Source organism: Paraburkholderia sediminicola, from assembly GCF_046026855.1.
Taxonomy (GTDB): domain Bacteria; phylum Pseudomonadota; class Gammaproteobacteria; order Burkholderiales; family Burkholderiaceae; genus Paraburkholderia; species Paraburkholderia sediminicola_A.
Genome location: NZ_JAQQET010000001.1, coordinates 291769 through 306484, shown reverse-complemented (window position 1 = coordinate 306484; position 14716 = coordinate 291769). Strand labels below are relative to the sequence as shown.

At 62.6% G+C, this 14716-nt stretch carries 12 protein-coding genes; 11 read left to right on the top strand and 1 reads right to left on the bottom strand.

Annotated features, from left to right (window positions below; translation table 11 throughout):
* The first annotated feature begins 26 nt into the window (after positions 1-26).
* The 11 genes from PQR40_RS01320 to PQR40_RS01270 all read left to right on the top strand — a co-directional run bounded on the left by PQR40_RS01320 (position 27) and on the right by PQR40_RS01270 (position 13345).
* On the top strand, positions 27-1088 hold the full coding sequence (locus tag PQR40_RS01320; RefSeq protein ID WP_408340052.1) for an acyl-CoA dehydrogenase family protein: 1062 nt from the start codon (positions 27-29) through the stop codon (positions 1086-1088).
* Positions 1088-2239 carry an acetyl-CoA C-acetyltransferase gene (locus tag PQR40_RS01315; RefSeq protein ID WP_408392468.1) on the top strand — a complete coding sequence of 384 codons (1152 nt, stop codon included), beginning with the start codon at positions 1088-1090 and terminating at the stop codon, positions 2237-2239. Before PQR40_RS01320 ends, PQR40_RS01315 begins: the two co-directional genes overlap by 1 nt.
* A gap of 27 nt (positions 2240-2266) precedes the next feature.
* Entirely contained in the window at positions 2267-3142 is an 876-nt protein-coding gene (locus PQR40_RS01310) for an SDR family oxidoreductase (RefSeq protein WP_408340048.1), read from the top strand.
* Positions 3143-3146: 4 nt separating this feature from the next.
* Positions 3147-4496: an acyl-CoA dehydrogenase family protein gene (locus tag PQR40_RS01305; protein WP_408508254.1), complete on the top strand. Its 1350-nt coding sequence runs from the start codon at positions 3147-3149 to the stop codon at positions 4494-4496.
* Positions 4496-5692, top strand: coding sequence for an acyl-CoA dehydrogenase family protein (locus PQR40_RS01300; protein ID WP_408508253.1), 1197 nt, complete (start codon positions 4496-4498; stop codon positions 5690-5692). The genes PQR40_RS01305 and PQR40_RS01300 overlap by 1 nt, the downstream gene beginning before the upstream one ends.
* Positions 5689-6492, top strand: a complete 804-nt coding sequence (locus PQR40_RS01295) for an SDR family oxidoreductase (protein ID WP_408228012.1) — start codon at positions 5689-5691, stop codon at positions 6490-6492. The genes PQR40_RS01300 and PQR40_RS01295 overlap by 4 nt, the downstream gene beginning before the upstream one ends.
* 11 nt (positions 6493-6503) lie before the next feature.
* Entirely contained in the window at positions 6504-6998 is a 495-nt protein-coding gene (locus PQR40_RS01290; RefSeq protein WP_408228015.1) for a MaoC family dehydratase, read from the top strand.
* 40 nt (positions 6999-7038) lie between these two features.
* Positions 7039-8244 carry an acetyl-CoA C-acyltransferase gene (locus tag PQR40_RS01285; protein ID WP_408228018.1) on the top strand — a complete coding sequence of 402 codons (1206 nt, stop codon included), beginning with the start codon at positions 7039-7041 and terminating at the stop codon, positions 8242-8244.
* A gap of 134 nt (positions 8245-8378) precedes the next feature.
* Complete coding sequence (locus PQR40_RS01280; RefSeq protein ID WP_408228021.1) at positions 8379-9401, top strand: WD40/YVTN/BNR-like repeat-containing protein; 1023 nt, start codon at positions 8379-8381, stop codon at positions 9399-9401.
* Positions 9402-9499: 98 nt separating this feature from the next.
* Complete coding sequence (locus tag PQR40_RS01275; RefSeq protein WP_408508252.1) at positions 9500-12016, top strand: efflux RND transporter permease subunit; 2517 nt, start codon at positions 9500-9502, stop codon at positions 12014-12016.
* 252 nt (positions 12017-12268) lie between these two features.
* Positions 12269-13345, top strand: a complete 1077-nt coding sequence (locus PQR40_RS01270; protein WP_408228027.1) for a 3-ketosteroid-9-alpha-monooxygenase, oxygenase component — start codon at positions 12269-12271, stop codon at positions 13343-13345.
* A 158-nt stretch (positions 13346-13503) separates the two neighbouring features.
* Here PQR40_RS01270 and PQR40_RS01265 read toward each other — a convergent pair whose 3' ends face one another.
* The gene (locus PQR40_RS01265; RefSeq protein ID WP_408508251.1) at positions 13504-14496 is read right to left on the bottom strand and encodes a tyrosine-protein phosphatase; all 993 of its coding nucleotides are present in this window, start codon (positions 14494-14496) and stop codon (positions 13504-13506) included.
* Positions 14497-14716: the final 220 nt, after the last annotated feature.

The following is a 14716-nucleotide window of genomic DNA, read 5'->3' as shown; positions in this document are numbered from 1 at the left end:
ACGCTTAAAGGATTGAGCGAGGAACTATGGATTTCGTATTCAACGAAGATCAGGAGGCGTTGGCGAGTAGCGTCAAGCGCTTTCTGATGACGGAGATGACGCCGGAGCTGATCCGCGAGTTGTGGAACACGCCCACGGGCCGCTCAGAGCGCATGTGGGACCTGTTCGCCTCACAAGGGCTGACAGCCGTGTCGGTGCCGGAAAGTCATGACGGGTTGGGGCTGGGCGTTGTGGAGTGGGCGTTGCTCGCGCAGACCTATGGTTATTTCGCGGGACCTGAGCCGTTACTCGATACGGCGCTCGTGGCCGTCGGCGTGCTGGAAGGTCTGCCCGCTAGCGTACAACGCGACGCGCTGTTGCGCGATATCGCAGCGGGCACGGCGCGCGTGGCAATAGCGCATCCGGTGAATCCGTATGTCAGCGATGCGCACGTCGCACAGGTTCTGTTATGCGAGCGGGATGGCGAATTGCATTGGCTCACACCTGACGCTTGCGGATTGAACGCGGTGGAGAGCATCGACCCTTCGCGTCGGCTGTTCGAACTCGATTGGCAGGCGACGTCGACTACACGCGTGGCAACGGCCGCCGAGGCGCGGCCGTTGCTGGCGCGTGCACTCGACCAGGGCGCATTCGCCGTCGCGGCGCAATTGCTCGGCCTCACGCAACGCGTGCTCGACGTTGCAATCGACTACAGCGCGCAACGCAAGCAGTTCGGCAAGCCGATCGGCTCGTATCAGGCGCTCAAGCATCTGCTCGCCGACGTTGCGATCCGTTATGAGTTCGCGCGGCCGGTGGTATATCGGGCCGCCTGTGCGATCGCCGACAACGACCCGAACCGCGCGCTGTATGTCTCCCACGCAAAGCTCGCCGCCACCGCCGCGGCGCAGCTCGCCGCGCGCCATGCGATGCAGGTGCATGGCGCGATCGGCTACACATGGGAGCTCGATCTGCAGATCTTCATGAAACGCATCTGGGCACTCTCCGGCAGTTGGGGCGACACGACGTTTCACAAGGCCCGCGTGGCCGACGCGCTGATCGAGTCATGTGCTCCGATCGGACCGGCCCGTACTTTCGAACTGGAATCGTGATGAAACAGGCTTATATCGTCGATGCGCTGCGCACGCCGACCGGCCGTCGCAAAGGCGGACTCGCGCAGGTGCATGCCGCGGATCTCGGCGGCTTCGTGCTGAAGGAACTGGTCGCCCGTAATGGCATTCCCGCCGATGAATACGACGACGTGGTGTTCGGCTGTGTCGATACGATCGGCCCGCTGGCCGGCAATATCGCGCGCACCTGCTGGCTCGCTGCCGGTTTGCCGCTGACCGTGCCCGGCGTCACGATAGACCGGCAATGCGGTTCCTCGCAGCAGGCCGTGCACTTTGCCGCGCAGGCCGTGATGAGCGGCACGCAGGATGTGGTGGTCGCCGGTGGCGTGCAGACCATGACGCAGATTCCGATTTCGTCGGCGATGACGGCGGCCGAGCCACTTGGTTTCACCGATCCGTTCTCGGGCAGCATCGGCTGGCGCGCACGTTTTGGCGATGCTCCGGTCTCGCAGTTCCATGCGGCGCAGCGAATCGCCGATCACTGGAACCTGTCGCGTGAAACGATGGAACGGTACGCGCTGGAGAGTCACCGGCGCGCGCTGGCGGCAATTGAAGGTGGCCACTTCAAGCGCGAAATCGTGCCGTTCGCCGGTGTCGTTCACGACGAGACGCCGCGCAAGGACACCACGCTCGCCAAGATGGCTTCGCTTCAACCGCTGATGCCCGGTGGCGCGCTAACGGCGGCTGTCTCGAGCCAGACCTGTGACGCGGCAGCGGCGCTGCTGATTGTTTCGGAAGATGCACTCAAGCGCTACGGCCTCACGCCGCGTGCCCGCATCCATCACCTGAGCGTGCTCGGCGACGATCCGCTATGGATGCTCACCGCGCCGATTCCGGCGACGCGTCACGCGTTGAAGAAGGCCGGCCTCGGGTTGGAGGACATCGACGTGGTGGAACTGAACGAAGCGTTTGCCTCGGTGGCGCTCGCGTGGCTGGCTGAGACGCGCTATCCGCACGAGAAGACCAATCCGAACGGCGGCGCGATCGCGCTTGGTCATCCGCTCGGCGCAACCGGGGCACGGCTGATGACGAGCCTGCTGCACGAACTCGAACGCACGCAAGGCCGCTACGGCTTGCAAACGATGTGCGAGGGCGGCGGTCTTGCCAACGTCACGATCATCGAGCGCCTGTAAGCGCATCACAGTCTGGAGGATCAAAGCATGGGAATTTGCAACGACCGCACCGTGATCATCACCGGCGCGGGTGGAGGGTTGGGCCGTGAATACGCGCTGGCGTTTGCCGCCGAGGGTGCGGCGGTGGTAGTCAACGATATTCGTCAGGAAGCCGCGCAAGCCGTCTGCGACGAGATCGCTCGAGCCGGCGGCCGGGCACTTGCGAATGCCGACGACATCACGCGCATCGACACCGCGCAACGCATCATCGACGCCACGCGTGAGGCGTTCGGCGAGATTCATGTGCTGGTGAACAACGCGGGCATCTGCCGCGACCGGATGTTCACCAGCATGACCGAAGCCGATTGGGATGACGTGATGCGGGTGCATCTGCGCGGGCATTTCTGTCTGTCGCAACTGTTGGCGCGCGAGTGGCGCGACGCGTCGAAGGCCGGGCGAGAGGTGGATGCGCGCATCGTCAATACGAGTTCGGGTGCGGGTCTGCAAGGTTCGATCGGTCAGGCGAACTATGGCGCGGCCAAGGCGGCAATTGCGGCATTGACGTTGATGCAGGCTGCGGAGTTGCAACGTTACGGTGTACGAGTGAACGCGTTGGCCCCGGCGGCGCGCACGTCGATGACCGAAGGCGTGTTCGCCGAGATGATGCAAAAGCCCGCCGACGGCTTCGATTACTTCGATCCGGCCAACGTCGCGCCGCTGGTTGTCTGGCTCGGCAGTGCGCAATCGCGCGAGGTCAACGGTCAGGTGTTCGAAGCGGCGGGCGGCATGATCGCGGTCGCCGAAGGCTGGCACACAGGGCCGCGCATCGACAATGGCGCGCGCTGGCATGTTGCTGACGTTGGCGGCGCGGTGGCGGCGCTGGTCGCTCAACGTAGGCCGGCGCAGCAAGTCTACGGAAGCTGAAGCGATGAACCTCGCTCTCTCCGAAGAACAAACCATGATCCGCGATTCGGCGGCCGAAGTGCTGGCCGAGCGCAGCGCCTCGGCGGCGGTGCGGCAGGCGATCGAACACAGCGCGGGCCGCGACGCGGGTCTGTGGCACACGCTCGCAGGCGAGCTCGGCTGGTGCGCGCTGACCGTGCCGGAAGCGGTGGGCGGCGCGGGCCTGGGCGCGATGGAACTGGTGTTGCTGATGGAGCAGATGGGGCGGCGCCTTGCCTGCGTGCCTTACTTCGGCACGGTATGCCTGGCGGCGACGGCGTTGGCGCAGTGCGAATCAGCGGCGGCTCGTGAATGGCTCTCGCGGATCGCGAGCGGCGACGTGAGTGCGACGCTTGCGTTGCAAGCAGGCGCTGGCTTCGATGCAGGAACGGCTTCTGCGTACGCAGCGACTGGCGTCGATGGGCGCACAGCCTCGGCGTACGCTGCGCCTGGCGCTCATGCGCCGGTGGTTTCGGTGTATGCGGAAGAGACGGCTGACGGTTACCGTCTTTCGGGAACCTTGGCACAGGTCGTTGACGGAGCGAGTGCCGGACTGTTGCTGGCGCCCGCTTTGATCGCGAACGAAGCGCAAACCATCGCGCTGTTCGAATTGAACTGCGCTGATCTTGTCGGCCTCACTCGCACGCCGCTCGTCACGCTCGACGCGACGCGTCCGTTGGCGCATATCGAGTTGAATGCGGTCGATGTGCCGCGTAACGCGCTGCTGGCGTGTGGTCGCGAGGCGCAACGCGCGCTCTCGGTCACCGCGTGGTTTGCGGCGCTGGCACTGGCCGCCGAACAGATCGGTGGCGCGCAGCAATGCCTCGACCTCACGCTTTCCTATACGGCAGAGCGCGTGCAATTCGGCCGTGCGATCGCATCGTTTCAGGCGGTCAAACATCGTTGCGCGCAGATGATGGTCGAAATCGAGGCGGCCCGTTCGGCCGTGCTCGGCGCGGCGCAGGCGTGGGATCAAGCTGGGGATCAAGCGCGAACTCAGGTGCCGGACGCAATGCGCGCTCAGGCGGGTGCTTCGTTACCGCCGGATGTGCTTGCCGATATCGCCACAGCAAAAGCCATCGCTAACGATGCATTCCGCTTTTGCGCTCAGGAAGCGATCCAGTTGCACGGCGGCGTCGGCTTCACCTGGGAATACGACCCTCAACTGTATTTCAAACGCGCGCAGGCTTGCAGTGCGCAATTCGGCACGACCGCGCAGATGCTGTCGTTCATCGCTGAGCAGGTGATCGACCGCGGCGAGGCTTCGAGCGCAGTGCGGCCTGTGCCATTCAATCATGCCGATCACGCGCAAGCCGTCCTCGCGGGAGTGCTCTGATGAACAGCGAAACGCAACAGCAACACTTGCGCGTGGAAGTTGCCGACTGGATGAGCACGCATCTGCGTGGCGAGTTCGCCTGCCTGCAATACCGCGGCGGTCCCGGCGACGAAGAAGCGTATCCGGCGCTGCGAAAAAAATGGGAACGTGAACTGGCAAGCGGCGGCTGGACCGGTCTGGACTGGTCCGCCGAACACGGCGGCCGGGCGATGTCCGTCGCCGACCAGGTGATTTTTCACGAGGAGTACGCACGCGCCGGTGGTCCAGGACGCATGGGGCATATCGGTGAAGGATTGCTCGGGCCCACCTTGATTGCGTGCGGCACCGACGATCAGCGTACGCGTTTTCTGCCAGGCATCCTGAACGGCACGCAGTTCTGGTGCCAGGGCTATTCGGAGCCGGGTGCGGGTTCAGATCTCGCGAACGTCCGTACGCGTGCAGTCCGTGACGAAAACGGCAATTGGCGCGTGCATGGCCAGAAAGTCTGGACGTCGCTCGCGCACGATTCCGACTGGATCTTTGTGATCGCGCGCACCGATCCGGAATCGCGCGGCAATCGCGGGCTTTCGTTTCTGTTGATGCCACTCGATCAACCCGGCGTCGAGATTCGCCCGATCAAACAATTGAACGGCGGCGCCGAATTCAACGAGGTGTTCTTCGACGGCGCACTTGCCGCAGCAGAAGATCTGGTCGGCGAACCCGGCGATGGCTGGCGCATCGCGATGACTTTGCTCGGTTTCGAGCGCGGCATGTCCACGCTCGGTCAGCAGATGCAGTTCATTCGCGAACTCGATTGGGTGGTCGACGCAGCGCATGAAGCGGGTGTCGCGAACGACCCGCTGATTCGTCAACGGATCGCGCGAGCGTGGGCCGGCTTACGCGTGATGCGTTACAACGCGCTGCGCATGCTGGCCGGCGCGGGTGCCGATGAAGGCGGCAATGCGTTGGGCCGTGAAGCGCTGATCTACAAATACTACTGGTCGAACTGGCATCGCGAGCTCGGCCAACTGGCGATGGATGTGCTTGGGCCCGACGCCAATCTGATCGACAGCGACGATGCAAAGCGAACCCGCCTGCAAGGCGTGTTCCTCTTCTCGCGCGCTGACACGATCTACGCGGGCACCAACGAAATTCAATTGAACATCATGGCCGAGCGCGGACTCGGCATGCCAAGAGAACCCCGAGGAACCCTATGAACGAGTCTCAAACGGTGCGGACCGCACCTGCCTATGTGCCGGGCCATCAACTGCTGGCGGGCAAATCCGTGCTGATTACGGCGGCCGCCGGTGTGGGCATCGGCTTTGCCGCCGCCAAACGCTGCGCCGAAGAAGGCTGCCGCGCGCTCTTCATCTCCGACATTCACGAGAGGCGCCTCGCGCAAGCGGTCGAGACCTTGCGCGCCGAAACGGGTTTGCAGGCGATCTACGGGCGTTTGTGCAACGTCTCGGTGGAAGAAGACGTACGTGCGCTGGTGGCCGATGCCGAAGACAGGATGCAAGGCGTCGACGTGCTGATCAACAACGCCGGGCTCGGCGGCGCGCGTCGCATCGTCGAAATGGACGATGCCGAATGGTTGCGGGTGATCGACATTAGCCTCACTGGCACCTTCCGCATGACACGCGCGATCTTGCCGCATATGCAGCAGCGTGGCCGTGGCGTGATCGTGAATAACGCGTCGGTGCTCGGCTGGCGGGCGCAGGCAGAACAGGCGCACTACGCGGCAGCGAAGGCCGGGGTGATGGCCCTGACGCGCTGCGCCGCGCTCGAAGCTGCGCCGTACGGCGTGCGCATCAACGCGGTGGCACCGAGTATTGCACTGCACGATTTTCTGAAGAAGTCGGCTTCGGCCGATCTGCTCGATCAACTGGCGTCGCGTGAAGCATTCGGACGCGCCGCGGAAGTGTGGGAGGTGGCGAACGTGATGGTCTTTCTGGCAAGCGACTACGCGTCATATATGACCGGCGAAGTGCTGTCGGTCAGCAGTCAGCACGCGTGATGGATAGCAATATGGCTAACGTGCGGGCTGAAGTGTGCGGCAACCCGCAACCGGCTCGTGTGTTCGCTCATCCGGACGAACTGGTGGCAGCGGTCGGCGAACGGCTCGGCGAAAGCGCGTGGATGCAGGTCGAGCAGGCGCGCATCGCACTGTTCGCGGACGCCACGCTCGATCATCAATGGGTTCATGTCGATGCTGAACGCGCGCGGCTTGGTCCGTTTGGCGGATGCATCGCTCATGGCTTCCTGACGCTCTCGCTCGTCAATTTCTTTTTGCCGCAGATCGTACGTATCGACGGTGCGCGGCTCGGTGTCAACTACGGCTGCGACAAGATCCGTTTCCCCGCACCCGTGCGAGCCGGTGCACGCGTTCGCGGCGTCGGCCAACTGCTGCGCGCTGAAGCGATAGAAGGCGGCGTGCAGGCCTGGATTCGCGTGACCGTGGAAATCGACGGCGAGACTAAACCCGGGTGCGTGGCCGACACCATCAGCCGCTATTACCTGTAGAAACCCGAAGAACCCTGTAGAACCCGTAGAGGAATAGTTCATGAACGAAGCGGTCATCGTCTCGGTTGCACGTACACCGATCGGCAAGGCATTTCGCGGTGTATTCAACGACACCGAAGCGCCCGCACTCGGCGGCCACGTGGTGCGATCTGCTATCGAGCGCGCACAACTCGACCCCGCCGATATCGACGACGTGCTGATGGGCTGCGCCGCGCAACAGGGCACCCAGGGCTACAACATCGGCCGGCTCTCGGCGGCTGCGGCGGGTTTGCCGGCTTCGGTGCCGGGTATGGCGATGGACCGGATGTGTTCGTCGGGTTTGATGACGATCGCGACGGCCGCACAGAACATCTTGTGCGGCGACGCACGGATCGTGGTAGCGGGCGGCGTCGAGTCGATCACGCTCACGCAGAACAAACACAAGAATACGTACCGTGCACGTTCGGACGCGGTGCTCGCGCATCAGCCGGCTGCATACATGGCGATGATCGAAACGGCGGAAATCGTGTCGCGCCGTTATGGCATCTCGCGTGAGGCGCAGGATGAATACGCGCTGACGAGCCAGCAGCGTACCGCGGCGGCGCAAGCAGCGGGCCGTTTCGACGAAGAGATCGTGCCGTTCGAGGCGCAGCGCGCGTTGTTCGACAAGGAAGGTAAGCAGGTTGGCAGCGAAAGCGTGCAGGCCACACGTGATGAATGCAATCGCGCCGATACGAGCGCGGCAAGTCTGGCGGCGCTGAAGCCGGTCTGGAGCGGCGGCGAAGCGGTCGCACAGGGTGAATTCATTACTGCGGGCAATGCGTCGCAACTGTCCGATGGAGCGGCGGCGGTGGTCGTGATGAGCGCAGCGGAGGCGAAGCAGCGAGGATTGAAGCCGCTCGGCATCTACCGCGGAATGGCGGTGGCGGGGTGTGAAGCCGACGAGATGGGCATCGGTCCGGCGCTCGCGGTGCCGAAACTGCTGGCGCGTCATCGGCTGACGGTGAACGACATCGGCCTGTGGGAGATGAACGAGGCGTTCGCGTGTCAGGTCATTTACTGCCGCGATCAACTGCATATTCCTGCCGACCGTCTGAACGTGAATGGCGGCGCGATCTCGGTCGGCCATCCGTTCGGCATGTCCGGCACTCGCATGACGATGCATGGGTTGCTCGAAGCGCGGCGGCGTGGCGTGCGCTATGTCGTCGTGACGATGTGCGTCGGCGGCGGGATGGGCGCCGCGGCACTCTTCGAAACAGCGGCGTAGACCGTGCTCGGAGCTTTGCATAGGACCAGAGTAGTGCGCTGAAGCGCCAACAGCTTTGCATGGGATCGGAGTAAGTGCTTTGCATGGGCTAAAGCGCCAACTCCGATCGACATCTGGTCGACAGGAGACAAAAAATGAAATCGACAATACCTGGTTTACTGCTTTCGGCGGCGGTGCTGGGCGCGGCGCTGTTTGCGTTTTCGCCTCGGCCGGTGCCGGCTTTCGCGGCTACGACCATTCAGGCCGATCGCCTGCAGATCAACGGACTCGCCAGAGCAGGCACGCGCCTCGTCGCGGTGGGCGAGCGCGGCGTGATCCTCTTGAGCGACGATGCGGGCGCGTCCTGGCGGCGCGCCGCTGTGACGTCCGACGAAGCGTCGGCGCTTACGCAAGTGTTCTTCATCTCGCCGCGTATCGGCATTGCGGTGGGACACGACGGCTGGATCGTGCGTACCGTCGATGGCGGCACACACTGGAGCGAAGTGCGCTTCGATCGCAAGCATTCGGACCCGCTGCTGTCCGTGTGGGGCAATGCGGGCGGACTGGTATTTGCCAGCGGGAGCTTCGGCCAGTTGTTTGTCTCGCACGATGCAGGCGCCACCTGGGCTCAACAGAAAACGCCCGCCGACGATCGTCACCTGAATGCAATTACCGGCGATTCCAGCGGCCGTCTGATGATCGCCGGCGAAACGGGCACGCTGCTGCGCTCAACCGATAACGGCGCGAGCTGGGAGAAGCGGCCCGTGCCTTATCAGGGCTCGCTATTCGGCGTGCTGAAGCTGGCTGATGGCGACTGGCTCGCGTACGGCATGCGTGGCAACGTGCTGCGCAGCACCGATCAGGGCGACACGTGGACACATATCGATAGTCGCGTCGGCACCTCGTACTTCGGCGCGGTGCAACTCGCCGACGGCGAACTGGTGCTGGTCGGCCAGGGCGGCGCGATCGTCACCTCGCGCGATAACGGACAGAGTTTCGCGATACGCAAGGTGGGTGGCGTGCAGAGCCTCGCTGCCGTGGTCGACGCCGGGCATGGCGAGCTTGCATTGGGCGGGGAAGCCGGCGTGGCCTTGCTGCCGGTGTCGCCCGCAGTCCGGTCGCCGCTTGCGTCACCGCTCGGGTCCCCGCTTGTGCCGCCCAGCGCGTCACCTTCCTGAACGCGCGGCTTCGTTCGCTGAAACTCCATAGCGCGCTTGCCGGCCACTGACTCGCCACGCCCGTCGCGCTTCCCGTTTGCCTTGCCGTGAGACGCATCATGAACGCATCGTCCCGTCCTTCTTCGTCCCGCCTTTCACGTTTTGTCGAGCGTTGCGCCGACACTATCATGCGACACCGGCGCATCCTGCTGATGCTATGTCTCGCGTTGACGGTCGCGCTGGGCTGTTCCGCGACGCGCCTGCGGCTCGATCCCGGGTTCAACAAGATGATCCCGATGCAGCATCCGTACATGCAGGTGTTCAACCGCTATGCGAGTGCCTTTCCGGGCGCAAATACGATTCTCGTGAGTCTGCGCTGGAAGGGTCACGGCGACATCTACAACCAGGCGTTCATGGACGACCTGCGTCACGCAACCGATGACGTGTTCTTCATTCCCGGCGTGAACCGCTCGCGCGTGTTCTCGCTTTTCACACCGAACGTGCGCTATACGGAGGTCACCGAAGCGGGCTTTCGCGGCGACGTCGTGGTGCCCGGCCAGTTCAGCAGCGCGAATCCCGACGACCTCGCCAAAGTGCGCCGCAACGTGGCGCGTTCCGGACAGATCGGCAGACTGGTCGGCAACGACCTGCATTCCGCGCTGATCCGCGCGGAATTGCGCGAGACGGACCCTGTCACCGGCAAGCACCTGGACTACAGCGCGGTGGCGCGGCAACTCGAACAGATCCGCGCGCGCTATTCGAATCAGGATGTCGAGGTCGACATCATCGGCTTTGCGAAACTGGTAGGGGATGTGGAGGCGGGAATCAGTGGCGTGATCGGCTTTTTCGCGCTCGCGTTTCTGATTACCGCGGCATTGCTGTTTGCGTACACACGTTCCGCGAAGACCACGGTGCTCGCGCTGTTTGTCGCGTTGCTGCCGGTGGTCTGGTTGCTGGGTGCGTTGCCGGTGCTGGGTCTCGGTATTGATCCGATGTCGATCCTCGTGCCCTTCCTGATCTTTTCGATCGGCGTCTCGCACGCTGTGCAGATGACGAATGCGTGGAAGCAGGCACTGGTCGCCGGCATGTCCTCGACCGATGCGGCACGCGACGCGTTTCGCAAGCTGTTCGTGCCAGGCACGGTGGCCTTGCTGACGAATGCGCTCGGCTTCATGGTGATCATGCGCATCCAGATCGAAATCGTGCGTGAGCTGGGTGTCACGGCGTGCCTCGGTGTGCTGCTGATGATCGTCACCAACAAGGTGTTTCTGCCGATTCTGCTGTCGTACACGCGGCTGGAAGCAGGCACTCTGGCGCGTGCACAAAGCCGTGCGGCGCAAGGCGGCAGCCGCCTGTGGACGCGCTTCGCAACGTTCGCGCGACCCGTACCGGCGCTTGGCGTATTCGTAGTCGCGTTGCTGCTGCTCGCGTTCGGCGCGAAAGAGTCGCGCAATCTGCAGATCGGCGACATCGGCGCGGGCGCGCCCGAGTTGCGCAGCACGTCGCGTTACAACCTGGATAACGCGCGAATCACGAGCCAGTACAACATCGGCGTCGATGCGCTCGCGGTGATCGTCGAGACAACCGGTTTCGATGACGCCTGTCTGCATTACCCTGTCATGAGCGCGATCGAGCGCTTCGAGATGGAAATGCGCGGGGTGGCGGGCGTGCAGTCGGTGGTGAGCGTGCCATCGCTCGCGAAAATCTCGATTGCCGCCTTCAACGAAGGCAATCCGCGTTGGGGCGCACTGCCGCGTTCGAGTGATGGGCTCACGCAAGGCGCGAGTGCGTTCGATCCGGACAACGGCATGAACACCGAGAACTGCCAGGCGATTCAGGTCTTGATCTACACCACCGATCATGAGGGCAAGACGATCGCGCATATCGTCGATGAAATCAAACGGCTGGCGGCGCAAGATCACACGCCGAATATTGCGTTCCGGCTCGCCGGCGGCAACGTCGGCGTGATGGCGGCGACCAACGAAGCGGTCGGCGATGCCGAAGTGGCGATGCTGCTGTCGATTTTCGGCGCGATCGCATTGCTGTGCTTCGTGACCTTCCGTTCGTGGCGTGCTGTGTTGTGCATCGTCGTGCCGCTGACGGTGGTGTCGATTTTATGCAACGCGGTGATGGCGTGGCTCGGCATCGGCCTGAAGGTTGCCACTTTGCCGGTGATTACGCTGGGCGTGGGGGTAGGGGTCGACTACGGCATCTATCTGTACGAACGACTGCAGCATGAGGTGCGCGCCGGCGCCACCTTGTCCGATGCGTTCGCGGCGGCGATGCGTCAACGCGGCACCGCGGCCTTGTTTACCGCGGTGACGATGTTCATCGGCGTGGGAACGTGGGCATTTTCTGCGCTCAAGTTCCAGGTGGATATGGGTGTGCTGCTTGCCTTCATGTTCCTCGTCAATCTGTTCGGCGCGGTGTTTCTGTTGCCGGCGCTGGCGGCATGGCTTGGCGTCGAGCGGGCGGAGCGGCGTGCTGCGCCGAACGTGGCTGTTGGGAGCGTACTGAATGCAGCGGAGTCGGCGAACGCCGCAAGTGCTGCGAATGCCGCAAGTGCCGCAAGTGCCACGAATATCGCAAACATCGCAAACGCCGCCAATGTCGCGAACGCAGAGGGAATCCGATGAATGTGCCCACAGCGCCTGGTGCACCCGTGCGCGGCACTGCATCGACTTCCGGCGAAGTCGAACCGGCTGCGCTTGAGCATGGCAATCCGGAGCACTAACGGGTAGCTGAAATCCCTAGTCCGTCGGGACGATGAAAGCGGTGCGCGCCACGTCTATCGTCAGGCGTGAGCGCGAAGGTCTGCGCGCTTCGAAAGAACACTGACGACGGCGGCTGGTCCGAAGCGCCGCCTTTTCCATTGGAGGAGATAAGAGATGTCCGCACGTCCATACAAAATTGAATCGCAGCCACTGGTGCAGCGTTACGCCCGCGGTTGGCATTGCCTCGGTCCGGCTAGCGAATACAAAGACGGCAAGCCGCACACGTTGAACATATTTGGTCAACGCCTTGCTGCGTTCATGGATTCGCAGGGGCGCGTGAACGTGGTGGATGGTTTTTGCCCGCATATGGGCGGCGATCTGAGCACCGGCCGCGTGGACGGCGACACGCTGGTGTGTCCGTTTCACGGCTGGCAATGGGACGGTGACGGTAATTGCCAGTCAATCCCCTACTGCAAGCGGATTCCGCCGAAAGCCAAAATTGGCACGTGGCAGACTCGCGAGCAGAATCAACTGCTGTTCATCTGGCACGATCCCGAGGGCAATCCGCCGTCCGAAGAGGTGACGATTCCCCGTATCGACGCGTGTTTCTCCGACGAATGGTCGGATTGGGTAGTCGACAAGATGGTGATCGGTACCAACTGTCGCGAACTGGTCGACAACATTTCGGACATGGCGCACTTTGGAACCGTGCACGGCGCGCCAATCGATTACTTTGCGAATCTGTTCGAAGGACACAAGGCCACGCAACTACTGGTTGGCCGCAGCGAACGCCTTGGCGATGACGTGCTGATCGCGCTGTCCACTTACTTTGGCCCGGCGTATCACATCACCGAGATGACGGGGCAGAGCGGCGGCCATCCGATTCATTCGATTCTGTTGAACTGCCATGTGCCGATCGACATGAACAGTTTCGAACTGCGTTACGGCGTGATGGTAAAGAAGGTCCCTGGCTTGTCGGACGAGCAGAACATGGAGATTGCGCGCGCGTATTCGGCGCAGGCGCAGGCCGCGTTTTATGAGGACGTGGCGATCTGGGACACGAAGACGCGAATCGACAATCCGCTCTTGTGCGAGGGCGATGGACCGCTGTATCAGATGCGCGACTGGTACTCGCAGTTTTACGTCGACACCGCGGATGTGAGGCCTTCGAGTACGGCGAGAAAGGTTGTGGAAATCAAGGTGCGCGAGGGCGCGGTGCCGCCACCGTTGCGACATGTATTCGAGGGGTAACGAAACGAAGCAAAGGCGGTGCATGGACCGCCTTCAGACTGCCGGTCAACCCCACGTTCTTCGGAGCGTGGGGTTTTGTTCTTCAGGTAAGACGAATCGTGCCGTGGGGCGCGCCGCACCGTGCGCGGGAGGCCAGAAATGCCGTGCCTTTTATGGGCTCAGGGATTCGCAGTGACGGACGGCGTTGCCTCGAGATAATTCTGGCGAATCTTCGCCGTATTCACGTGGAGGACGTCGACGAGGTAGTGCTGCATGCCGCCGTATTGCTGATCGATGACTTCCATTGCCGCGCCAATGTAGTCGGGATCGACGGCCTGCAGTGGCGCCAGCACGTCGGGCGCGATGCCGATCTTTTGCAGTTGCGCGGTTGCTTGTGCGTTACCTGTCGCGTTATAGCGGTTCGATTCCAGGTAGTTGGCAATCACGGTTGCACGATCGACGCCTAGCGCGGACAGCAGCAGGACGGTGGCGAAACCCGTGCGGTCTTTACCTGCGGTGCAGTGATAGAGGATGGTTTTGTCTTCTTCCGCCAGCTTCAGAAAACGGCCGAATTGCGGTTGGTAGTCGCTGGGAAATTGCCTGTAAAGCGAGACCATGAATTGATGCATCTGCGCTGGAGTGGAGCGCTTGAGCATTGGAATGATCGCTTCGGGCGAGAGGTTTCCAGCTAGCACCGGGTCGGCTTGCCAGGGGAATTGGGAGGCGAAGGCCTGTTCGGCGGGTTTCTTTTCGCTTGCAGCGCGGAAGTCCAGCACGACGTCCAGGTGCATTGCCTTGAGTTTTTCGATGTCGGTCGGTGTGGCGAAGGCCGGGTTGCCACTACGGTAGAGGCGGCCGGGTTGGATTTGCTGGCCATCTGGTGTTGTCAGGCCCGCCAGGTCGCGGGTGTTCTGGATTTTTCCCATCTGGATGTAGGTGTCGGTTTGTTTGCCTTCGGCGGTGGGTTGTGCTGTTGCTGTTAGGGCTATTGCTGATAGCAGGGCAGCTATTGCTGCCGGTCTATATGGGTTGTGTTTCATGGTTGTGTTTTTGAGGTTTGTAGTTTGGTTGATTTTGGTTGCCTGCGTGGCGCTTTCCTGTCTGCCTATGGCGTTGGCCTTTCCTTGATTTGTTATCGGTTTATTAGCGTCGCCCCTGTGCGGGGCAGGCACCTACTTTTCTTTGCCTGCTGCAAAGAAAAGTAGGCAAAAGAAAGCAGCTCACACCGCTAGCGCATAATCGGGTTCCCCGCACAGTCGCGGTAGTGGTGCATCTGGAATCTGTGTTTTCGCACATTCTGCGTCAGTGACAAGGCAGTCATTCTTCCGGCGGCGCTGCGCGCGCCGAAGCCTGTTTCCCGAACCGTCTGCTTGTTTTTGCGCCTGCCGTCAG

Excerpts from the sequence above, each read along its gene's own strand:
- PQR40_RS01290 (WP_408228015.1), top strand. The coding sequence starts at position 6,504 with ATGGCTAACGTGCGGGCTGAAGTGTGCGGCAACCCGCAACCGGCTCGT.
- PQR40_RS01300 (WP_408508253.1), top strand. The coding sequence starts at position 4,496 with ATGAACAGCGAAACGCAACAGCAACACTTGCGCGTGGAAGTTGCCGAC.
- PQR40_RS01320 (WP_408340052.1), top strand. The coding sequence starts at position 27 with ATGGATTTCGTATTCAACGAAGATCAGGAGGCGTTGGCGAGTAGCGTC.
- PQR40_RS01305 (WP_408508254.1), top strand. The coding sequence starts at position 3,147 with ATGAACCTCGCTCTCTCCGAAGAACAAACCATGATCCGCGATTCGGCG.
- PQR40_RS01295 (WP_408228012.1), top strand. The coding sequence starts at position 5,689 with ATGAACGAGTCTCAAACGGTGCGGACCGCACCTGCCTATGTGCCGGGC.
- PQR40_RS01275 (WP_408508252.1), top strand. The coding sequence starts at position 9,500 with ATGAACGCATCGTCCCGTCCTTCTTCGTCCCGCCTTTCACGTTTTGTC.
- PQR40_RS01310 (WP_408340048.1), top strand. The coding sequence starts at position 2,267 with ATGGGAATTTGCAACGACCGCACCGTGATCATCACCGGCGCGGGTGGA.
- PQR40_RS01280 (WP_408228021.1), top strand. The coding sequence starts at position 8,379 with ATGAAATCGACAATACCTGGTTTACTGCTTTCGGCGGCGGTGCTGGGC.
- PQR40_RS01270 (WP_408228027.1), top strand. The coding sequence starts at position 12,269 with ATGTCCGCACGTCCATACAAAATTGAATCGCAGCCACTGGTGCAGCGT.
- PQR40_RS01285 (WP_408228018.1), top strand. The coding sequence starts at position 7,039 with ATGAACGAAGCGGTCATCGTCTCGGTTGCACGTACACCGATCGGCAAG.
- PQR40_RS01315 (WP_408392468.1), top strand. The coding sequence starts at position 1,088 with ATGAAACAGGCTTATATCGTCGATGCGCTGCGCACGCCGACCGGCCGT.